Genomic DNA, 21,715 nt, shown 5'->3' on the forward strand with positions numbered 1-21,715 from the left:
TGTATTGGTAACGATAGCAGCATAGAATGATTGGGAGGAATGTTAGTTGATTAAGAAATACACGTGTCAAAATGGAGTTAGAATTGTATTGGAAAATATTCCAACTGTACGCTCAGCAGCAATTGGAGTATGGATCAAAACAGGTTCAAGAAATGAAACACCAGAATTGAATGGGGTTTCACATTTCCTGGAGCATATGTTCTTCAAAGGAACAACTACGAGAAATGCGCGTGAAATTGCCGAGTCGTTCGATAGTATTGGGGGACAGGTGAATGCATTCACTTCAAAAGAATATACATGCTATTATGCAAAAGTAATGGATAACCATGCAAGCTATGCGCTTGAAATCCTTGCTGATATGTTCTTCAACTCAACATTTGATGGGGAAGAATTGAAAAAAGAAAAAAATGTCGTCTACGAAGAAATCAAAATGTACGAAGACACACCCGATGACATTGTCCATGACCTCTTAAGCAAGGCGGTATATGAAAATCACCCCCTTGGCTATCCTATACTTGGGACGGAAAATACGCTTGAAACGTTCAATAGTGATACATTAAAAAAATACGTCCATGATATGTATACACCCGATAAAGTAGTAGTGTCCATTGCTGGGAATGTGGATGAAAAATTGATTCAGGAAGTCGAAAACTACTTTGGCTCGTATCAAGGAGGGGAAGAACGTCTTGAATTGGTCAAACCTTCCTTCCATGAAAATAGGATCACCCGTAAAAAAGATACGGAACAAGCCCACTTATGCCTTGGTTACAAAGGTTTGGAAATCGGTAATGATAAAACATACAGCCTGATTACCTTGAATAATATTCTTGGAGGAAGCATGAGTAGCCGCCTATTCCAGGACGTCAGGGAGCAACGCGGCCTTGCCTATTCCGTTTATTCCTATCATTCCAGCTATCAAGATAGCGGTATGGTGACAGTATATGGGGGGACAGGCACAAATCAGCTTGACAGCCTGTATGAAACCATTCAGGAAACACTGGATACTTTAAAAAGGGATGGCATTACGGAAAAGGAATTACGAAATAGTAAAGAGCAACTTAAAGGAAGCTTGATGCTCAGCCTTGAAAGCACGAATAGCCGCATGAGTCGGAACGGAAAAAATGAGCTGATGTTGGGTGAGCACCGTTCCCTTGATGATATCATCATTAAGATTGACGCGGTGACAGAGGATACCGTCAATGAATTGGCAAACCAGATCTTTACGGAACATTCCTTGTCATTAGTGAGCCCGTTAGAGAACTGGGACAAATAATAACGAACAAGTCTGCACCTCTTTTTTTAATGGGGAGGTCAGGCTTTTTTCTTTGAATGCGGGAGGGTCCAGTGTATTGGACAATATTTGGATAAATTCCTTCTAAGTTTACCTTTTTCGGATATAGATTGAATAGAAGGCGAAAAAAGGGGGAACCAAAATTGAGGTTGAGCGAATTGAGCGGTAAGGAAATAGTCGATGTGAATAGGGCGGAAAGATTAGGAATCCTTGGTCAGACGGATTTGGAAATAGATGAAACTGGACAAATTACCTCGTTGATCATCCCATCTGTTAAATGGTTCGGCTTTATAAGGAATGGCAGTGAAATAAGAGTGCCATGGGACCATATAAAAAAAATCGGTGCGGATATGGTCATCATTGATTTTCAGGAAGGACTTTCACTTAAAGACGGAGAGCATATGGACGGTTAATGACGCTCGCACCATACTCATTGGAACTTTTCGAAATGCACTCTCGAAACGCCTTAGCTGCAATAGCTAGGGCGTTTTTTCTTTTCTTATCACCGTTTTTTAAGTGAAAACATAAGATGGCAGGGTAACTAGAGAATGTAGCAAAAACCGAATTGCTTCCTGAAGGAATTGTATCATGAGGCAAGGAATGTTTAGGATCTTTTATATAAAGAAGGTGACGGTTTTAATGCTCACAGGCATGCAAATCGCTGTAATTGGTGGAGATGCGCGTCAGCTGGAAGTTGTCCGTAAACTGACGGAGCTTGATGCAAAGCTATTATTGGTAGGTTTTGAACAGCTCGACCATGCTTTTACCGGCGCAGTTAAGGAAAAAATGGAAGATATAAATTTCATGGAATTAGATTCAGTTATTTTACCTGTCCGGGGCACGGATTCAGATGGGAAAGTAGAAACGATCTTTTCCAGTGAAGAGGTTGTTTTGACTGAAGAAATGATAAAAAACACCCCGGCACATTGCATTTTTTATGCAGGAATCAGTAACGATTACCTGGATGAGATATTCAAGAAAGTGGATCGCAAACTCGTTCTATTGTTCGAACGTGATGATGTGGCTATTTATAATTCGATTCCCACTGTTGAAGGTGCAATCATGATGGCCATTCAACATACGGATTTTACTATCCATGGATCGAATGTAGCCGTTCTCGGGCTGGGAAGGGTTGGTATGAGTGTAGCCCGGTCATTCCAGGCACTTGGAGCAAAAGTAAAGGTGGGGGCAAGAAAAAGTGAAGATATTGCGAGGATCAGTGAAATGGCATTAACCCCTTTTCATTTAAATGATCTTGCTGCAGAAATGAAAAATGTTGATATATGTATCAATACGATTCCTTTTCCGATAATTACAGCAAAAGTTATAGCTAATATGCCCGTTCATACATTAATCATCGACCTTGCTTCAAAACCGGGGGGGACGGATTTTCGTTACGCTGAAAAAAGGGGAATTAAGGCGCTGTTGGCACCGAGCTTGCCGGGTATAGTTGCCCCGAAAACAGCTGGTCAGATATTAGCGAATGCACTGGGACTATTGATTCAAGACGAGTTCTTGAAAAGGAAGGGGAAAATAATATGAGTCTCAAAGGGAAACGGATTGGTTTCGGATTAACAGGATCACATTGCACATATGATGAAGTGTTTCCGGAAATAGAGAAACTTGTAAATGAAGGGGCGGAAGTCATTCCAATCGTAACATCGACAGTACAAAACACGGAAACCCGTTTTGGAAAGGGCGAGGACTGGGTCGAAAGAATAGAAAAATTGACGGGGAATCATGTCGTTGATACAATCGTCAAAGCAGAGCCATTAGGACCTAAATTGCCACTTGATTGTATGGTGATCGCTCCTTTAACGGGTAACTCAATGAGTAAAATGGCAAATGCTCTTACCGATTCACCTGTACTTATGGCTGCAAAAGCGACGATGAGAAATCATCGTCCAGTCGTGGTCGCGATATCAACAAATGATGCACTTGGGTTAAATGGTGTCAATCTAATGAGGCTGATGGCAGCAAAAGATATTTACTTTGTTCCATATGGCCAGGATAATCCTACAGGCAAACCAAGTTCCATGGTTGCAAGGATGAGCATGATAAGGGATACGATCATATCGGCACTGGAAAGGGAACAGATTCAACCTGTCATCGTCGAAAGGTTCAAGGATGATTTAGCCTGAACAAGTTTCTGTCACGGATCTAGCTTTGTAACGACTGACATATATGCATAAATTTGTAGGTTGAAGTTATAAAAAACCACTCCACTACCAGAATATTTTGTTAAAGTGCGACCCTTTGGAATGTTAATGTGATAAAATAAATGATATTCTGAACAAGAAGTAATAAATCCAACAAATAACTAATTTAAGAGATAGAAAAGGAGTATGTATAAATGACTGAGACACAGGGATTGCGTATTGCAGTTGTGGGAGCAACTGGAGCAGTAGGACAACAAATGATTTCAACACTCGAACAAAGGGACTTACCGATTAAGAATATCATCTTTTTATCATCGGCTCGTTCCGCAGGAATCAAACTTACGTTTAAGGGCGAAGAAATCGAAGTGCAGGAAGCAAAACCTGAAAGCTTTGAAGGCATCGATATCGCTTTATTCAGTGCTGGAGGAAGCGTGTCTAAGGAATTGGCTCCAGAAGCAGTGAAACGCGGTGCGATAGTAGTGGATAATACGAGCGCTTTCCGCATGGATGAAAATGTGCCGCTAGTCGTTCCTGAAGTAAATGAAGAAGACTTGAAACAGCATAATGGGATCATTGCAAATCCGAATTGTTCAACTATCCAAATGGTTGTTGCATTAGAGCCTATCCGCCAGACTTATGGCTTATCAAAAATTGTTGTTTCTACCTACCAGGCTGTTTCAGGTGCAGGTGCTGCAGCGATAAATGAATTAAAGGAACAAGCTCGCGACTTGCTTGATGAAAAAGAAATAGAACCGAAAATTTTACCGGTAAAAGGGGACGAAAAGCATTATCAAATCGCATTTAACGTCATTCCCCAAATCGATAAATTCCAAGATAACGGGTACACATTCGAAGAGATGAAAATGATTAATGAAACAAAGAAAATCATGCATATGCAAGACCTTCCAGTAGCTGCAACTTGCGTAAGGCTTCCTGTTGTAACAGGTCATTCGGAATCTGTATACATTGAAGTTGAAAAAGAAGGCATAGCGGCTTCTCAAATCAAAGATTTAATGAGAACGGCACCTGGAATTGTGTTAGAAGACGAACCGGAACAACAAGTTTACCCAACTCCTGCTTCATCCGTCGGCAAGAATGATGTATTCGTCGGTCGAATTCGCAAAGATTTGGATGAAGATAAAGGCTTCCATTTATGGGTGGTTTCCGATAATCTATTAAAAGGAGCAGCTTGGAATTCCGTTCAAATTGCTGAAAGCCTTTTGAAATTAGGTTTGGTTACCGTTAAGTAAGAATTTGAACTCGACAGAAAATTAATTTCCAATAGGATAGAGAGTTTTTGTCAGCTTCCCGGATCGGGAAGCTGGCTTATATTTGGGGTGCATATTATGAAAATTATTGTCCAGAAATACGGAGGGACATCCGTTCGAGATGAGGCAAGCCGTTCATTTGCCAAGGGACATATTGAAAATGCGATTAAAGAAGGCTATAAAGTGGTGGTTGTGGTTTCAGCAATGGGAAGAAAAGGTGATCCTTATGCAACGGATACCTTACTTTCCCTAGTAAATGGAGCGAAAGCCAGCCTTTCAAAACGAGAACAGGATTTACTTATGTCAGTAGGAGAAACCATATCATCTGTCGTATTTACGAACATGCTCTTGGAAAATGGTATTGATGCGGTCGCTTATACTGGAGCTCAAGCGGGATTCTTGACGAATACCGACTATTCAAGTGCGAAAATAATCGAAATGAAATGCGATCGTCTCATGAAAGAACTTGAAGTGAAGGATGTCGTCGTTGTAGCAGGTTTCCAGGGAGCTGCTAAAAACGGGGACATCACGACCATCGGCCGTGGTGGAAGTGATACTTCAGCTGCTGCACTAGGTGCCGCATTGCAAGCTGAACGGGTCGATATTTTTACGGATGTGGAAGGAATCATGACGGCAGATCCACGTATTGCCGATCAAGCTCGTCCATTATCAATCGTTTCATATACAGAAGTTTGCAACATGGCTTATCAAGGGGCGAAAGTCATTCATCCGAGAGCCGTTGAAATTGCGATGCAGGCAAAAGTCCCGATTCGGATAAGGTCAACATACAGCGACGGTTTGGGGACACTTGTTACAAGCTTGAACAAGGGAAGCCAGGGCAGTGACATACGTGAAAGGCTCGTAACCGGGATTGCCCATGTTCCAAAGATCACTCAAATCAAGGTCCGTGCGAAAAAAGATCAATATAATCTACAGGCAGAAGTTTTCAAAGCAATGGCCAATGCCTCCATTTCAGTGGACTTTATAAATATATATCCTAGTGGCGTAGTTTATACCGTTTCGGAAGAGATGACAGAACTTGCCCTCTCGATTTTGTCCGAGCTTGGTCATGAACCGGTCATAGAGCGGAACTGTGCCAAGGTTTCAGTTGTTGGTGCAGGCATCAACGGAGTGCCGGGCGTTGCAGCGAAGATTGTTACAGCGCTTTCCGAAAAGGAAATTGCCATTCTCCAGTCGGCGGACAGTCATACGACAATTTGGGTACTCGTAAAAGAAGAAGATTTAATAGAAGCTGTTAATTCCCTGCACTATGCATTTCAATTGCATGAAAGTGAATTACATTAATCATAGGGCTTTTAATAAATTAAAGGTTTTAAAAATTAAAGAGGTGTTAGATGATGATATTTGGTAGAGTATCAACCGCAATGGTCACCCCTTTCGATAGCAAGGGAAATGTTGATTTTCAAAAGACGACTTCATTGGTTAATTACTTATTAACGAATGGAACGGATTCGCTTGTGCTTTCGGGAACGACAGGTGAATCCCCAACTTTATCTTCGGAGGAGAAAATCGCGTTATTACGCCATGTTTCTAAAGTTGTTGAAAAACGTGTACCCATCATTATGGGTACAGGAAGCAACAATACGTATGCTTCCATCGAGTTGACAAAAAAAGCGGAACAAAATGGCGCCGATGCGATAATGCTGGTGGCCCCGTATTATAGTAAAACGAATCAAGAAGGTCTGTACCAGCATTTTAAGGCTATTGCAGCTAGTACGACGCTCCCTGTTATGGTATATAATATTCCTGGGCGCGCTTCGGTTAACATTGAACCGGAAACGATCATCCGCCTTTCAAAAATCCCTAATATCGTAGCCGTTAAGGAAGCGAGCGGGGATTTAAACGCTATGACCCAAATCATAGCCGGCACGGATGAAGATTTTGCATTATATAGTGGGGACGACGCTTTAACACTCCCAGTATTGGCGATTGGTGGTGTGGGTGTAGTTTCGGTTGCTTCACATATTGCTGGTAATGAGTTGCAGAAAATAGTGGAGGCCTTCATCAGTGGGAATTTGAAAGAGGCAGCCCGGCTGCATCAGGAACTGTTACCGCTTATAAAAGGTTTGTTTGCGGCGCCAAGCCCTGCACCTGTCAAAACAGCACTTCAGTTATATGGAATTGACGTTGGATCGGTGAGACTTCCAATCGTGCCATTGACGGAGCAGGAGCGCCTTGCATTAACCAAGGTATTAAAAAAATAAAAAGACACGGAACAAGCTGATCGTTGAAGATTGGCTTGTTTTTACATAATGATGTATATGAATGGGATTTACTTTCCGATTTCGGGATGAAAATATTGAATTTTTTTTATGATCGATCGAAACTGGATAAAAGTACAAAGGATCTCTTACATAATAGGTTGTTTTTTTGAATTAAATGAAAAAGTCCCTCTGAAAATGGTAAGTGTTGTCATGTTTTTTGAACATCGGTTATAATGAAATCATTGGGAAATTATGAACGGGATTTTTTAAGGAGGATATTCGATTGGGTAAAGATAAAAATAATGGAATAAAAGTGATTTCTCTTGGAGGACAAGGGGAACTTGGTAAAAATATGTACGTCGTCGAGGTGAACGAGGACATCTATCTTCTTGATGCAGGGTTAATGCTGCCAGAAGACGAAATGCTCGGAATCGATGCGGTTATCCCTGATATTTCTTATTTGATGGATAATAAGGAACGGGTACAGGGGATATTCATTACTCATGGTCATGAAGACCATATGGGAGCGCTTGCTTATGTCTTGAAATATTTACCGGTCCCTGTTTATGGAACAAAGCTTACACTTGCTTTAATCAAAACGAAATTAAAGGAAGATGGCTTTAACGGCAGGGCAATATTCACTGAAATCGATTCGGATTCTCTTTTAAGTTTCTCTCAAGCAGCCGTGTCTTTTTTCCGGACTAACCATAGTATTCCCGATTCCGTCGGAGTCGTGATCCACACTCGTGAAGGTGCAATCGTTTATACAGGGGATTTCAAATTCGACCAAGCGGCAACAGATCTATATAAACCGGAAATCGGTAAAATGGCTAGTATCGGTGAAGAAGGTGTCCTATGCTTGCTTTCGGATAGTACCGGTGCCGAGAGGCCAGGTTATACCACATCTGAAGCAGTTGTGGCCAAAGATATTACAGAGGCTTTCCATGCTGCCTCCGGAAGGATCATCGTTGCGTGCTTCGCTTCGAACATCAACCGGATTCAACATGTTTTCAATGCAGCGGCAGCAAGTCGCAGAAAAGTGGCAGTGGTAGGAAAAAGCCTGCAACGCGTTTATGAAACTGCCTTGAACCTTGGCTACTTAAAGGTCGAAGAAGAACTGATAATCCCAATTAATGAAATTAGCCAGTATGACGACCGTGAAATCGTCGTGTTATCGACAGGTCATCAGGGGGAGCCCATTGCGGCACTTCAAAAAATGGCTAAACAGACCCACAAGCAGGTAACGATCAAAAAGGGAGACACAGTTTTGATCAGTGCATCACCCCTACAAGGCGGCGAACTTATTTTATCCAAAACCGTCGATTTGCTATACAGGGTAGGTGCGGAAGTGGTATCTGCAAATAAATATAAAGTGCACGTAACAGGGCATGGCAGCCAGGAAGAACTTAAAATGATGATTAATTTGATGAATCCTAAATTCTTCATCCCTGTACATGGGGAATACCGCCATTTATATGCCCATCAAAAAGTTGGGCTAGCCGCGGGGATTAAACGAGAAAACATCATAATTGCCGAAAAAGGTGATGTCATTGAACTAAAGGGCAATAAAATGGGTCTTTCCGGCAAAGTCTCTGCAGGAAATATCTTGATTGATGGCAGCGGTGTTGGAGATGTGGGTAATATCGTTCTTCGTGATCGGCGCTTGTTATCCCAAGATGGCATTTTGATTGTAGTGGTCACGTTGAACCGTCAGGATAAAAGCATTGCAGCAGGCCCTGAAATCATTTCAAGAGGCTTCGTATATGTTCGCGAATCGGAAAAAATGATTGGGGAAGCAACTGAAATAGTAAGTGAAATTGTAAAGAAAAATGGGTCGCGCCAACCTTTTGATTGGTCCACGCTGAAGCAGGAAATGCGTGATGCGTTAAACCAATTCTTCTATGAAAAAACGAAACGACGCCCAATGATTTTACCAATCATCATGGAATATTAAGTAAGGAACCCCTGATTTGAACAGTCAGGGGTTCTTTTTTCTGTATCAAACCTCTTTTATCTTGAAGAATGAAGTCCGAGACTCGAGACATAATAAAGCTATAGGCTTAAGAGAAAGGGGTTGGCATAGTGGATAATGCACCATTACCAAATGAAAATGAAGGCAAGCAGGAAGGTAAAAATTCAACTTTAATCGAAAAGATCCAGCAGCTGGGGGCTACTAATGTTCCGCAACTATCTCAGGACTCAAAAATCCATTGTTTGACGATCATTGGACAAATTGAAGGACATATGCAGCTGCCGCCTCAAAATAAAACGACCAAATATGAACATGTTATTCCGCAAATTGTGGCAATTGAACAAAATCCCAATATAGAGGGGCTGCTTGTCATTTTAAATACAGTGGGAGGAGATGTCGAAGCGGGACTGGCCATCGCAGAAATGCTGGCTTCCCTTTCAAAGCCATCCGTCTCGATTGTACTTGGCGGGGGGCATTCGATCGGGGTGCCGATTGCGGTTTCGTGTGACCATAGCTTTATAGCAGAAACAGCAACGATGACGATTCATCCCATTCGTTTGACAGGGCTAGTCATTGGCGTGCCTCAAACCTTTGAATACTTGGATAAAATGCAGGAAAGAGTCATTAAATTTGTTACGAGGCACTCTAACGTTACGGAAGAAAGTTTTAAGGATTTAATGTTTGCTAAAGGAAATTTAACCCGTGATATCGGCACGAATGTAATCGGGGCAGAGGCAGTTGAAATTGGTATGATCGATGATGTAGGAGGAGTAGGCCAGGCCATGAGAAAACTAAATAGCTTCATGGAAGAAAGAAGGCCCAAAATTGCTGGTGAAGAGGAGGGGCTTCTGCAATGACGCTTTATACGATTGTTCCTGAAGAAATAATTTTCCCTCATCACCATGAGAAGACGGCAAATTTAATAGAAATGATCTATAATGGTGTACATGTGATGGTTGAACATGACGGTGGCCGCACGTTTCGAATTGATCGAATTGTAAGCACGGATCCTGAAGATTATATGAATGTACACATTCAGCCGGGGGCTGTCATAAATGTGTTCGAACAGATGAATCCTTAGTAATAACGACTAACTGAGGTAAATTATGATATACTGGAATGAAAATCAGCAGCCGCTTGGCTGCTTTATTCATTATATGGGAAAATTGTCCACCTTAAGGGTAAATGGTATATATATCAAGGACAGGGACATTTTTATTTGGTATAATCAGTGAGCGAACGTTTGTTTCGTGAAGGGAAATCATGTAGAGATGTTGAATAGGAAAGTTAGAATAGTTTCATGAAGAATCAGGTGATATTATGGCAAAGAAGAAACGCAGAAAAAAGAATAGTACAGAGAAGTTAAAACTAACGCTTAAGTATGAATTGATTGGCCTAACTTTAATAGGTCTGGCCATCATTGCCATTGCCAAGCTTGGAGCAGTGGGAAATGGGACGGTCTTTTTAATCCGCTTCTTCATGGGGGAATGGTATATCCTCTTTTTATTGGGAGCAATTGCAGCTGGCTTCTATTTGATGATCAAGAGAGAGGTCCCTTACCTGTTAAAACGGCAATTCGTCGGGATGTACTTCCTTGTCGCGAGCATGCTCCTACTAAGTCATGTGACGCTGTTTAACATGCTTGCAGATGGAGGACCGTTTACGAAGCCCAGCGTCATTTCGAATACATGGGAACTGTTCTGGATGGAAGTGACCGGCAAGGCCAGCACAAAGGACCTTGGGGGCGGTATGATTGGAGCGATATTATTTGCAGCCTCATACTTTTTATTCGACGAAGCTGGATCGAAAATCGTTTCATTCCTTTTTATCATTGTAGGTGCCGTCCTATTGACCGGGAAAACTTTAGGTGAAACCCTCGGGAAGTTTTTCATGGGTCTCGGCGGCTTTTTCAAAAAGCAATGGTCCGCATTCAGAGATGATATGAAAACGTGGAATGAAGACAAAAATGAAAAGAAAAAGAATCCCGTGAAAAAGAAGAAACGGGAAAAAGATCCGGATGAAGAAACTGATCAGCCCCTTCATCAAGAAGAGGAAACACAGCAAATGGCGACGGAACGGATCATTTCCAGCTTTGCTGATAAAGCTTATAGCGACGAAAATGAAATAATTCCGGTTGTTACGGAACCTGCAGCTGAAAGTACAGAGGACCAGGATGATGCCGTCCCACCTATGAATTTTACGGAAGTGGAGAATAAAGAATATCTTTTACCGCCTCTTTCATTATTATTGCAGCCCAAAAAAACGGACCAAAGCGGAGAGTACCAATTGATCCATGAAAATGCGGCAAAACTTGAGCGCACCTTTCATAGCTTTGGAGTGAAAGCGAGGGTCACGCAAGTTCATCTAGGCCCAGCAGTTACCAAATATGAAGTTCATCCGGATGTAGGGGTGAAGGTAAGTAAAATTGTCAGCCTATCCGATGACTTGGCGCTTGCACTGGCTGCAAAGGATATTAGGATTGAAGCTCCGATTCCCGGAAAATCGGCTATCGGCATAGAAGTGCCTAACTCCGAAGTGGCAATGGTGTCATTAAGGGAAGTATTAGAGGCCAAAGAAGTTGACAAGCCTGACGCAAAACTGCAAATAGGCTTAGGGCGGAATATTTCTGGTGAAGCGGTTAAAGCGGAGCTCAATAAAATGCCGCATTTATTAGTGGCTGGTGCTACTGGGAGCGGGAAATCCGTTTGTATCAACGGGATTATCACGAGTATTCTGATGCGGGCAAAACCGCATGAAGTGAAAATGATGATGATCGATCCAAAAATGGTGGAGCTGAATGTCTATAATGGAATTCCCCACTTACTCGCACCTGTAGTGACAAATCCAAAGAAAGCTGCACAGGCTTTACAAAAAGTGGTCAGTGAAATGGAAAGGCGCTACGAGCTATTTTCTCATTCCGGTACACGTAATATTGAAGGCTACAACGATTATATTAACCGGTATAACATAGAAGAAGATGCAAAACAACCTCTCTTGCCTTATATCGTAGTCATTGTCGATGAGCTGGCGGATTTGATGATGGTCGCCTCAAATGATGTAGAGGACGCCATCACACGTCTTGCACAAATGGCACGTGCCGCTGGCATCCATTTGATAATTGCCACTCAGCGGCCATCCGTAGATGTAATTACAGGGGTCATTAAAGCGAACATCCCATCTCGGATTGCTTTTAGTGTCTCTTCAATGACCGATTCGAGAACGATACTCGACATGGGCGGAGCCGAAAAACTGTTAGGCCGGGGTGACATGCTCTTCCTGCCTGCAGGAGCTTCAAAACCGGTTCGCGTCCAAGGGGCCTTTTTATCCGACAATGAAGTCGAGGAAGTAGTCACATATGTCATTTCACAGCAAAAAGCACAATATAACGAAGAAATGATACCAGATGAAATTGCAGAAACTTCAAATGGTGAAGTCGAAGATAGTTTATACGGGGATGCGGTGTCCTTGATCGTAGAAATGCAGACTGCATCTGTTTCCATGCTACAGCGACGTTTCCGGATTGGCTATACCCGGGCAGCAAGATTGATTGATGAAATGGAAGCGAGGGGAATTGTCGGTCCATATGAAGGCAGTAAACCACGAAATGTATTGGTTACTAAAGATGAACAGGATGAAGCGCATTCATCATAGGTAAAAAAAAACCGGGCAGCAGCCCGGTTTTTAATTATTCATCGCCTCGTCTATATGTTTAAGGCAGAAGTCGGTAATCATCGCTTCTTCATCTTCTTCTAAATCGAATTCGAGTGCGCTTTCGTTCCCTTTTTCAAAAATATCATATTTAATCAATTTGCCTATTTGTTCTTCCACAGCAAAAAGCACGCGGATATATAAACCATTTTCTGAAAAGAGCTCATCCTCTTCAGGCACTTCAATATCCAAGAACAATTCGTAACGTTCCCCGGACAAAATACCAAATGGATCATTCAATTTTTCAATCGTGTATTCTGTAATCTTTAACATCTTGTGTACATCCCTTCAAAGAAGATAAATCCTATTATACAGGAAAACAGCATCTTGAACAGAGCTGCATTCATTTTGCATTTTCAAAAATAAATTTATCTGATTTAGGAGAATAATCGTACAAATTACGAGGTCTTCTCTAGATTGAAAGACACAGGGAAGGGTAATTTCTCCTAAATTCTTTTAAAGTAAATAGTAAAACACTATTTATTTATATCAAAAAAAATGTTATATTATTTTCGATTAGTAGGAATGATTCAACATCAGAGGTCTGATGTCTTAAGAAATTAGCTGGGGGAAACTGTATGTCAATAAAATCAGATAGTCGACATTTATATTTGCAGGTCATTGATTACCTGAAGCAGGATATTGAAGCAGGAGTCTATCAGGAAAATGAAAAATTCCCTTCAGAATTCGATCTTGCAAAAAAATTGGGAGTTAGTAGGGCGACACTTCGAGAAGCGCTGCGAATTTTAGAAGAAGAAAACATCATCATTCGCCGCCATGGAGTTGGGACTTTCGTCAATCCGAAACCTCGGTTCACTTCAGGTATCGAGCAATTAAAAAGTGTCACGAACATGATTGAAGAGGCAGGAATGAAGCCGGGTACGATTTTCTTAAGCTCGACGGCCCTAGAACCTACAGAAGAGGATATACGCAGGTTCTCTTGTTCTACAGATGAACGCATCGTCATCATCGAACGTGTAAGGACAGCGAATGGGGAGCCAGTTGTCTACTGTATTGACAAAATTCCTGAATCTATACTATCAGAAAATTTTGACCGTAATGATGAGTCTCTTTTTGATATTTTGGAAAGAGATGCGCATCGAAAAATTACGCATGCCGTAGCAGAGATTGAGCCTATTGGATATCATGAGAAAGTTTCTCCTATCCTTAAATGTTCGCCAGAAGCCGCACTACTCGTTCTAAAGCAGATGCATCTGGATGATTGGGACCAGCCTATCCTGTATTCTGTTAACTACTTTAAAGCCAATATGTTCAGCTTTCATGTTCTTCGTAAACGTGTGTAGGCCTTGGCCCTGCATACGGGTGAATGCAAGCGTTTGTTTCGATTCCGTAAAAGTCGATCAAACGTATGCAAAAAAAATTAACGAGAAGTGAAAACGCAAACATAAATGACTTTTCAGAACATTCCTGCTCAAAAAACTATGTATATTAGGGGGATAAAAATTGAAAAAGCGCAAATTAGGTCTAGCTCTTTCACTTGTTCTTGCAGCTGGTACGCTACTAGGGGCATGTGGTAATTCAGAGAATGATGATAAAGAATCTTCAAATGGGAAAGACAAAAAAGATAACTTCACGGTTGCGATGGTAACTGATACTGGCGGCGTGGATGACGAGTCGTTCAACCAATCCGCTTGGAAGGGCATTCAGGAATTCGGTAAGGATAATGGTCTGGAAAAAGGTAAAGATGGCTATAACTATCTGCAATCTAAATCTGATGCCGATTACGCTAAAAACCTGAATACGCTTGTACGTGAAGATTACCAACTAATCTATGGTATCGGTTTTCTTTTAGCTGAAGCTGTTGGTGAAGTGGCTGACCAACGTCCGGATTCACACTTTGCTATCGTGGATACAGTTGTTGATAAAAAGAATGTAGCCAGCATTAATTTTAAAGAGCAGCAAGGTTCATTCCTTGTAGGAGTAATTGCCGGATTGCAAACGAAAACAAACAAGGTCGGTTTTATCGGCGGAGTTGAATCTGAATTAATCAAGAAATTCGAAGTTGGCTTTAAGGCTGGGGTTTTATCTGTAAATCCGGATGCGAAAGTTGAAGTTAAATATGCCGGAGATTTCAATAAAGCTGATATCGGTAAATCCACTGCAGGCTCCATGTATTCTTCAGGTATCGATATTATTTATCATGCTGCTGGCGGAACTGGAAAAGGTGTATTCACTGAAGCTGTCGAGCAAAAGCAAAAAGATCCAAAGAGAGAAATCTATGTTATCGGTGTAGATAGCGACCAAGCTAAATTAGGGGCAGTTCCAGGAACTGACGACAACATCACACTGACTTCCATGCTAAAACGTGTTGACGTAGCAGTTAAAGACCTTTCCGAGAAAGCGAAAGAAGGAAACTTCCCAGGCGGAAAAGTAATTGAGTACGGTATCGAAGAAAATGGTGTAGGCATTTCCGATACAAAAGATAACGTAACAGAAGAATCTTTAAAAGCGGTCGAAGAGTGGACAGAAAAAATTAAATCAGGTGAATTCGTAGTACCGGGTACGGATGAAGAATTCGAAAAACTTGGTTTATAAGCTGTAATACCAGAAAGAATAGGGAGGCAGAATTGCCCTCTATTCTTTCTTTTCCCAATTGCCTCTTTGTAACTGAGTAACTGAAAAATATCGAATGAAAAACTATGATAGAATCGTAGTTTTTCATTTGGTTTTTTTAAAAAATCAATAAGCTAGTAGAAGCAATTAAATAACTAAGAATATTTACACTCATTTTAGGAGTTGATAATACGTGGAATATGTAATTGAGATGCTTAATATCCGTAAGGAATTCCCTGGCATCGTCGCAAATGATAACGTTACCCTTCAGGTTAAAAAAGGGGAGATTCACGCATTATTAGGTGAAAATGGCGCGGGTAAATCCACTTTGATGAATGTTTTATTCGGCTTATATCAGCCTGAGCAGGGAGAAATCCGTGTGAATGGCAAGCCAGTCAAGATTACTAGTCCTAACATTGCCAATGATTTAGGGATTGGGATGGTCCATCAGCATTTTATGCTCGTTGACCCTTTTACAGTAACAGAAAATATCATTTTAGGAAAAGAACCATCAAAAGCGGGTAAGATCGATTTAAAAGAAGCGAGCGAGGAAGTTAGGAAACTATCAGAACAATATCAGCTTCGTGTTGACCCCTATGCAAAAATTGCCGATATTTCAATTGGGATGCAGCAGCGTGTTGAGATTCTTAAAACGCTTTACCGTGGTGCGGAGATATTGATTTTTGATGAACCGACCGCTGTATTGACTCCTCAAGAAATCAAGGAATTGATTTATATTATGAAAGCCCTTATCAAAGAAGGGAAATCTATCATTTTAATTACACACAAACTTAAGGAAATCATGGAGGTTTGTGACCGGGTAACTGTTATACGCAAAGGGCAAGGAATTGGTACAGTGAATGTCAACGAAACGAATCCTAACGAATTGGCCAGCTTAATGGTCGGTAGGGAAGTTCTATTTAAGACGGAAAAAACGTCAGCTACTCCTTCGGATTTAGTTCTGGAGGTTCGGGAACTGGAAGTCAAGGATTCCCGGGGCGTTTCAGCTGTCCGGAACTTGGATTTAACTGTCCGTTCAGGAGAAATTGTTGGTATCGCTGGTGTAGATGGGAATGGACAATCCGAACTAATTGAAGCATTGGCTGGCCTTAGGAAGACAACAGCAGGTTCGATAAAGCTAAATGGAAAAGAGATCAGGAATCTTAAGCCGCGTAAAATCACAGAAGCAGGTGTCGGCCATATTCCAGAAGACAGACATAAGCATGGTTTAGTTCTCGATTACAGCATTGGGGAAAATATAGTCTTGCAAACCTACTATCAAAAGCCATTCTCAAAAGCCGGTATCTTGAACTCAAAGAAAATATTTGAAAAAGCCCGTTCATTGATCAAAAGTTACGATGTTCGAACTCCAAGTGAATATACCCCGGCCAGGGCGCTTTCAGGCGGGAATCAGCAAAAAGCGATCATCGGCCGGGAAGTTGATAGGAACCCGGATTTATTGATTGCCGCACAGCCAACACGAGGGCTTGATGTAGGAGCAATCGAATTTATCCATAAACGTCTAATTGAACAGCGTGATGCAGGAAAAGCGGTACTCCTCATATCATTTGAATTGGAAGAAATCATGAATGTGAGCGATAGAATTGCCGTTATATACGAAGGGGAAATCGTCGCAATTGTCGATCCGAAAGAAACGACTGAACAGGAGCTTGGCCTTCTTATGGCCGGCAGTAAACGGACGGAAGCAGGTGGAAAACAAAATGTCTAAGTATTTATCTAAATTAACGAGTCCGTTAATAGCAGTTATCCTTGGCTTAGTCGTTGGGGCCATAATCATGTTAGTAAGCGGCTATGACCCAGTTGCCGGCTATGGCTCCATGATAAATGGAATTATTGGTGATTCTTATTATCTAGGGGAATCCGTAAGGACAATTATCCCTTATATTCTTGCTGGTTTGGCAGTGGCTTTTGCTTTTCGTACGGGCCTTTTCAATATCGGTGTAGAAGGTCAATTAATTGTAGGCTGGCTGGCGGCAGTTTGGGTCGGAATCGCTTTTGATCTTCCTAGGATCATCCATTTGCCGTTTGCCATCTTAGCTGGTGCAGCTGCTGGCGCCTTGTGGGCATTTATCCCTGGTTATTTAAAAGCTAAGTTCCGTGTACATGAAGTAATCGTTTCGATCATGTTGAATTATACAGCTTTATATGTGACGAATTATTTAATTCGGAATGTAATGACTGACAAGCTGGATAAAACAGAAAGAATTGCCGATACAGCATCACTGCGGTCTCCTTTTTTTGAAAGCATTACGGATTTTTCCCGGATGCATTGGGGAATAGTGGTAGCAATTATTTGCGTAATCATCATGTGGTTCCTTCTTGAAAGGACAAAAACTGGCTTTGAACTGAAAGCGGTAGGTTTCAATCAGCACGCGTCCGAATATGCAGGGATGAGTGTAAATAAGAACATCATACTTTCCATGGTTATTTCAGGTGCGTTTGCAGGGCTTGCAGGTGCGATGGAAGGTCTTGGAACTTTCGGTTATGCCGCAGTCAAAGGTGGGTTCACAGGTATGGGCTTTGATGGGATTGCTGTTGCCTTACTAGGAGCTAATACGGCTATTGGTGTTGTGCTGGCGGCCTTATTATTTGGGGGACTGAAAGCCGGAGCCTTAAATATGCCGCTAGAAACCGGAATACCTAGTGAAATTGTAGATATTGTCATAGCATTGATCATTTTCTTCGTTGCATCCAGTTATTTTATTCGTTGGATTGCCGCTCGATTTAAGAAAGGGGTGAAATAAGTGGATTTTTACCAAGTATTACAAATTATTATTCCATCTATGATTGCTCTAGCTGCTCCACTTATTTTTACTTCACTCGGAGGAGTGTTTTCTGAACGGGCTGGTGTCATAAACATCGGTTTAGAAGGATTGATGGTCATTGGTGCCTTTACAGGGATTGTTTTTAACTTAATGTTTGCTGATGTATTTGGGGAATGGACTCCTTGGCTCGCAGTCTTAGCGGCAATGATTGCTGGCTTGCTGTTTTCCATTCTGCACGCTGTGGCATGCATTACGTTCAGGGCGGACCAAACAGTTAGTGGGGTAGCCATCAACTTGTTGGCAGTAGGTCTGACCATGTTTTTGGTGAAGCTGATTTTTGACAAAGGTCAAACTGATAGAATCACAGAAACATTCCCAAGGATTGATGTTCCGTTACTAAGTGATATTCCATTTATAGGACCCATCTTTTTCGCAAATGGTTATTATATCGTATATATAGCGATTCTAATATCTTTTGTCGTTTGGTATGTACTTTATAAAACACCATTCGGGTTAAGGGTCCGTGCAGTGGGTGAGCATCCCATGGCTGCTGACACAATGGGTGTCAATGTTACGAAAATCCGCTATGCAGCCGTTTTATTATCGGGTGCTTTTGGAGGTATCGGCGGAGCGATTTATGCTACCATCTTTTCGAATGAATTCAATCATGCGACAATCAATGGTCAAGGTTTCATGGCCATTGCCGCCATGATTTTTGGTAAGTGGCACCCGATCGGGGCAATGGGTGCTGCGTTATTCTTTGGTTTGGCTCAAAGTTTAAGTATCGTTGGTTCGAGCCTTCCCTTCTTTAAGGATATTCCATCGGTTTACCTCTTGATCGCTCCTTATGTTCTGACGATTATTGCACTGACTGGTTTCATTGGACGTGCAGATGCTCCAAAAGCATCCGGACAGCCATACATCAAAGGGAAAAGATAAATATTTAACCGGTCAGCAAATTGCGCTGGCCGGTTTTTTCTTTTGAGGTTGAGCAGTAAGTGATGGTGAGCTGGTGAAAAACCAAAAAAAGTAGCTGTAACTTGCATGATTTTTCCTTTCACATGTATATTTTAAGTAGATGTTTAAAAGAGTTCCAATCTACAAACAATAAGCTAATAAAGGTGATTTATATAATGAGGAGGATTATTCATGTCTATTGCTTCCGATACAATTACGGAAAAAAGCGGCTACAAGCTTCATGTGGTCCGGACGGATAAATATAAAACGAATACTCTCGTGCTGAAGATGAAAGCCCCATTGACAAAAGAGGACGTTACATATCGTGCATTGCTGCCATATGTATTACAAAGCAATACAAGTAAATATCCTACAACACCCGAGCTTCGATCTTATCTTGATGATTTATATGGAGCAGGGTTTTATGTCGATGTAGCTAAAAAAGGAGAATATCAAATCATAAGTTTTACGATCGATATCGTAAATGAAAAATTCCTTAGTGATTCAACCCCGCTTCTCGAAAAGGCTTTTGGGCTATTATCAGAGGTGATCTTTAATCCGAAGAAGAACGGCGAAGCCTTCGACTCTAAAACGGTTTCCAATGAAATCCGTTCTTTAAAACAGCGGATTCAATCCATTTCCGATGACAAAATGCGATATTCAGCCACACGCCTTGTAGAGGAAATGTGCAAAAACGAACCATATGCTTTAGAAGCGAGCGGTAATCTTCAAGACTTGGAAACGATAACTCCAGAGTCCCTTTTCGCCTATTATAAAAAAATGCTGACGGAGGATGAAATCGATTTATATGTAATCGGTGACATCAATGAATCGGAAGTGGAGACTCTAGCTGACAAGTATGTGTCGTTGCAAGAACGAGTTCCTGTGAGACTGCCAAGGAAGACGGGCAAGGTAGTGGAGAAGGAAAAAGAAATCATTGAGAATTCGGATGTGAAACAAGGGAAGTTGAATATCGGTTATCGAACCCAAGTTGCATACGGTGATCCGGATTATTATGCTCTTCAGCTATTCAATGGGATTTTTGGTGGCTTTTCACATTCGAAACTTTTCATTAATGTCAGGGAGAAAGCCAGCCTTGCTTATTATGCAGCTTCAAGGCTCGAAAGTCATAAAGGACTTTTAATGGTCATGGCCGGCATTGAAAATGCCAACTACAAGCAGGCATTGGATATCATTCATGCACAAATGAAGGAAATGAAGCAAGGGAACTTTTCCGAAGAAGAACTGGCACAGACAAAGGCGGTTGTTAAGAACCAACTCCTTGAAACCATTGACGTTTCGAGAGGACTTGTGGAAATTTTATATCATAATGTGGTTTCCGGGCAGGATATATCACTTGACGAGTGGTTTGCAAAAACAGAGCGGACGACAAAGGAAGAAATCATTGCAGTTGGTCAAAAGATTCAGCTTGATACGATTTATTTCCTAACGGAAGGGGAGGTGCAAGGGTAATGGAAAAAATAGCATTCACTCAATTGAAAGAAGAACTTTTCCATGAAAAAATGGATAATGGTCTCGAAGTATATATTCTTCCGAAAAGTGGGTTCAATAAATCATTTGCGACTTTCACGACGAATTATGGTTCAATCGACAACCATTTCAAACCATTGAATGAAACGGAATTCTCTAAAGTACCCGATGGGATTGCCCATTTTCTTGAACATAAGCTGTTTGAAAAGGAAGATGGTGATGTTTTTCAACAATTTTCAAAGCAGGGAGCATCTGCAAATGCTTTTACTTCTTTCACCCGTACAGCTTATTTATTTTCCAGCACGTCCGATTTCGATAGGAATTTAACTACCTTAATTGACTTTGTTCAGGATCCTTACTTTTCGGAAAAGACGGTAGAGAAGGAAAAAGGAATCATTGGGCAGGAAATCAATATGTATGATGATAATTCAGACTGGCGATTATATTTCGGGACTATAGCCAATATGTATCATCAGCATCCAGTGAAAATCGATATTGCCGGTACTGTGGAATCCATTGCAGATATTACGAAGGATATGCTTTATGAATGTTATAATACGTTTTATCATCCTAGCAACATGCTCCTATTCGTTGTAGGACCGGTAGATGTCGAAAGTACCATGAAACTTATTCGGGATAATCAAAATAATAAAGGGTACAAAGAACAACCTGAAGTGGAACGTAAATTTGACGAAGAGCCGGAAACCGTTGCCAAGGATAAGGAAGTCTTAAGGATGAATGTTCAGACACCAAAAGTGATGCTGGGCATCAAGGCCATCAATGTGCATCAATCCGGTTTACAGCTTTTGAAAAGGGAATTGGCGACAAATATTTATTTGGAAATGCTGTTTGGCAAGAGTTCACCTTTGCACGAGGAGCTTTATGAGGAAGGGTTAATTGATCAAAGCTTCTCTTATGATTATACACAGGAACAAGGTTTTGGGTTTGCGTTAATTGGCGGGGACAGTGCCAAACCTGATGAGTTGACGGAGTCTTTATTTGGTATCCTGCAAAAATCAAAAGGCGGAACAGGCCTGAATGAAGAAAGCCTGCAAAGGACAATCAAGAAAAAAATCGGTTCTTTCCTTCGTTCCCTGAATTCGCCGGAATATATAGCGAATCAATTCACCAGATATGCATTCAATGACATGAACTTGTTCGATGTTGTATCGGTATTGGAAAAACTAACGATCGAAGATATCAGGGAGGTCGCCAAGGAATTAATATCCGATCAACGGATGACTGTCTGCCAGGTACTTCCTAAATAATATAAAGGGGGCGGGA

At 41.4% G+C, this 21,715-nt stretch carries 19 protein-coding genes; 18 read left to right on the plus strand and 1 reads right to left on the minus strand.

The features are described 5' to 3' along the window. The first annotated feature begins 46 nt into the window (after window positions 1-46). From NYE63_RS09030 to NYE63_RS09080, 11 genes are all read left to right on the plus strand, one after another. Window positions 47-1,273 carry a pitrilysin family protein gene (locus NYE63_RS09030; protein ID WP_342604864.1) on the plus strand — a complete coding sequence of 409 codons (1,227 nt, stop codon included), beginning with the start codon at window positions 47-49 and terminating at the stop codon, window positions 1,271-1,273. Between the two features lie 161 nt (window positions 1,274-1,434). After that, window positions 1,435-1,704: a YlmC/YmxH family sporulation protein gene (locus NYE63_RS09035; RefSeq protein ID WP_342604865.1), complete on the plus strand. Its 270-nt coding sequence runs from the start codon at window positions 1,435-1,437 to the stop codon at window positions 1,702-1,704. A 226-nt stretch (window positions 1,705-1,930) separates the two neighbouring features. Next, window positions 1,931-2,833 carry a dipicolinic acid synthetase subunit A gene (dpaA, locus tag NYE63_RS09040; protein ID WP_342605714.1) on the plus strand — a complete coding sequence of 301 codons (903 nt, stop codon included), beginning with the start codon at window positions 1,931-1,933 and terminating at the stop codon, window positions 2,831-2,833. Further along, window positions 2,830-3,432, plus strand: coding sequence for a dipicolinate synthase subunit B (locus tag NYE63_RS09045; protein WP_034313581.1), 603 nt, complete (start codon window positions 2,830-2,832; stop codon window positions 3,430-3,432). Before dpaA ends, NYE63_RS09045 begins: the two co-directional genes overlap by 4 nt. Window positions 3,433-3,644: 212 nt before the next feature. Next, complete coding sequence (asd, locus tag NYE63_RS09050) at window positions 3,645-4,700, plus strand: aspartate-semialdehyde dehydrogenase (protein WP_063231826.1); 1,056 nt, start codon at window positions 3,645-3,647, stop codon at window positions 4,698-4,700. Between the two features lie 96 nt (window positions 4,701-4,796). Further along, entirely contained in the window at window positions 4,797-6,023 is a 1,227-nt protein-coding gene (dapG, locus tag NYE63_RS09055; RefSeq protein WP_342604866.1) for an aspartate kinase, read from the plus strand. Window positions 6,024-6,073: 50 nt separating this feature from the next. Beyond that, window positions 6,074-6,943: a 4-hydroxy-tetrahydrodipicolinate synthase gene (gene dapA, locus NYE63_RS09060; protein ID WP_289324425.1), complete on the plus strand. Its 870-nt coding sequence runs from the start codon at window positions 6,074-6,076 to the stop codon at window positions 6,941-6,943. Between the two features lie 283 nt (window positions 6,944-7,226). Next, window positions 7,227-8,897 (plus strand): ribonuclease J, encoded by a 1,671-nt coding sequence (locus tag NYE63_RS09065; RefSeq protein WP_342604867.1) that lies wholly within the window; start codon window positions 7,227-7,229, stop codon window positions 8,895-8,897. Between the two features lie 128 nt (window positions 8,898-9,025). Then, window positions 9,026-9,772 (plus strand): ATP-dependent Clp protease proteolytic subunit, encoded by a 747-nt coding sequence (locus NYE63_RS09070; RefSeq protein ID WP_094246577.1) that lies wholly within the window; start codon window positions 9,026-9,028, stop codon window positions 9,770-9,772. Next, on the plus strand, window positions 9,769-9,996 hold the full coding sequence (locus NYE63_RS09075) for a YlzJ-like family protein (RefSeq protein ID WP_063231821.1): 228 nt from the start codon (window positions 9,769-9,771) through the stop codon (window positions 9,994-9,996). The genes NYE63_RS09070 and NYE63_RS09075 overlap by 4 nt, the downstream gene beginning before the upstream one ends. A 239-nt stretch (window positions 9,997-10,235) precedes the next feature. Further along, window positions 10,236-12,566, plus strand: coding sequence for a DNA translocase FtsK (locus NYE63_RS09080; RefSeq protein ID WP_342604868.1), 2,331 nt, complete (start codon window positions 10,236-10,238; stop codon window positions 12,564-12,566). Window positions 12,567-12,596: 30 nt separating this feature from the next. Here NYE63_RS09080 and NYE63_RS09085 read toward each other — a convergent pair whose 3' ends face one another. Further along, the gene (locus NYE63_RS09085; RefSeq protein WP_342604869.1) at window positions 12,597-12,896 is read right to left on the minus strand and encodes a DUF6509 family protein; all 300 of its coding nucleotides are present in this window, start codon (window positions 12,894-12,896) and stop codon (window positions 12,597-12,599) included. Between the two features lie 305 nt (window positions 12,897-13,201). On the opposite strand from NYE63_RS09085, the gene NYE63_RS09090 reads away from it, so the two are divergent. The 7 genes from NYE63_RS09090 (at window position 13,202) to NYE63_RS09120 (ending at window position 21,699) form a co-directional block, all read left to right on the plus strand. Further along, window positions 13,202-13,927: a GntR family transcriptional regulator gene (locus NYE63_RS09090; protein ID WP_283917434.1), complete on the plus strand. Its 726-nt coding sequence runs from the start codon at window positions 13,202-13,204 to the stop codon at window positions 13,925-13,927. Between the two features lie 160 nt (window positions 13,928-14,087). Continuing rightward, window positions 14,088-15,179 carry a BMP family protein gene (locus NYE63_RS09095; RefSeq protein WP_342604870.1) on the plus strand — a complete coding sequence of 364 codons (1,092 nt, stop codon included), beginning with the start codon at window positions 14,088-14,090 and terminating at the stop codon, window positions 15,177-15,179. A gap of 211 nt (window positions 15,180-15,390) precedes the next feature. Then, the gene (locus NYE63_RS09100; RefSeq protein ID WP_342604871.1) at window positions 15,391-16,926 is read left to right on the plus strand and encodes an ABC transporter ATP-binding protein; all 1,536 of its coding nucleotides are present in this window, start codon (window positions 15,391-15,393) and stop codon (window positions 16,924-16,926) included. Next, window positions 16,919-17,962, plus strand: coding sequence for an ABC transporter permease (locus tag NYE63_RS09105; RefSeq protein ID WP_342604872.1), 1,044 nt, complete (start codon window positions 16,919-16,921; stop codon window positions 17,960-17,962). The genes NYE63_RS09100 and NYE63_RS09105 overlap by 8 nt, the downstream gene beginning before the upstream one ends. Next, on the plus strand, window positions 17,963-18,922 hold the full coding sequence (locus NYE63_RS09110; RefSeq protein ID WP_342604873.1) for an ABC transporter permease: 960 nt from the start codon (window positions 17,963-17,965) through the stop codon (window positions 18,920-18,922). Window positions 18,923-19,132: 210 nt separating this feature from the next. Next, on the plus strand, window positions 19,133-20,413 hold the full coding sequence (locus NYE63_RS09115) for a pitrilysin family protein (protein WP_342604874.1): 1,281 nt from the start codon (window positions 19,133-19,135) through the stop codon (window positions 20,411-20,413). Continuing rightward, on the plus strand, window positions 20,413-21,699 hold the full coding sequence (locus tag NYE63_RS09120; protein ID WP_342604875.1) for a pitrilysin family protein: 1,287 nt from the start codon (window positions 20,413-20,415) through the stop codon (window positions 21,697-21,699). The genes NYE63_RS09115 and NYE63_RS09120 overlap by 1 nt, the downstream gene beginning before the upstream one ends. The last annotated feature ends 16 nt before the right edge of the window (window positions 21,700-21,715 follow it).

Source organism: Peribacillus sp. FSL E2-0159 (assembly GCF_038643155.1).
In the GTDB taxonomy this organism is placed as follows: domain Bacteria; phylum Bacillota; class Bacilli; order Bacillales; family DSM-1321; genus Peribacillus; species Peribacillus simplex.

Coding starts and splice junctions, on each gene's coding strand:
- dpaA (WP_342605714.1), top strand. CDS start 1,931: ATGCTCACAGGCATGCAAATCGCTGTAATTGGTGGAGATGCGCGTCAG.
- NYE63_RS09045 (WP_034313581.1), top strand. CDS start 2,830: ATGAGTCTCAAAGGGAAACGGATTGGTTTCGGATTAACAGGATCACAT.
- asd (WP_063231826.1), top strand. CDS start 3,645: ATGACTGAGACACAGGGATTGCGTATTGCAGTTGTGGGAGCAACTGGA.
- dapG (WP_342604866.1), top strand. CDS start 4,797: ATGAAAATTATTGTCCAGAAATACGGAGGGACATCCGTTCGAGATGAG.
- dapA (WP_289324425.1), top strand. CDS start 6,074: ATGATGATATTTGGTAGAGTATCAACCGCAATGGTCACCCCTTTCGAT.
- NYE63_RS09075 (WP_063231821.1), top strand. CDS start 9,769: ATGACGCTTTATACGATTGTTCCTGAAGAAATAATTTTCCCTCATCAC.
- NYE63_RS09080 (WP_342604868.1), top strand. CDS start 10,236: ATGGCAAAGAAGAAACGCAGAAAAAAGAATAGTACAGAGAAGTTAAAA.
- NYE63_RS09085 (WP_342604869.1), bottom strand. CDS start 12,896: ATGTTAAAGATTACAGAATACACGATTGAAAAATTGAATGATCCATTT.
- NYE63_RS09090 (WP_283917434.1), top strand. CDS start 13,202: ATGTCAATAAAATCAGATAGTCGACATTTATATTTGCAGGTCATTGAT.
- NYE63_RS09105 (WP_342604872.1), top strand. CDS start 16,919: ATGTCTAAGTATTTATCTAAATTAACGAGTCCGTTAATAGCAGTTATC.
- NYE63_RS09115 (WP_342604874.1), top strand. CDS start 19,133: ATGTCTATTGCTTCCGATACAATTACGGAAAAAAGCGGCTACAAGCTT.
- NYE63_RS09120 (WP_342604875.1), top strand. CDS start 20,413: ATGGAAAAAATAGCATTCACTCAATTGAAAGAAGAACTTTTCCATGAA.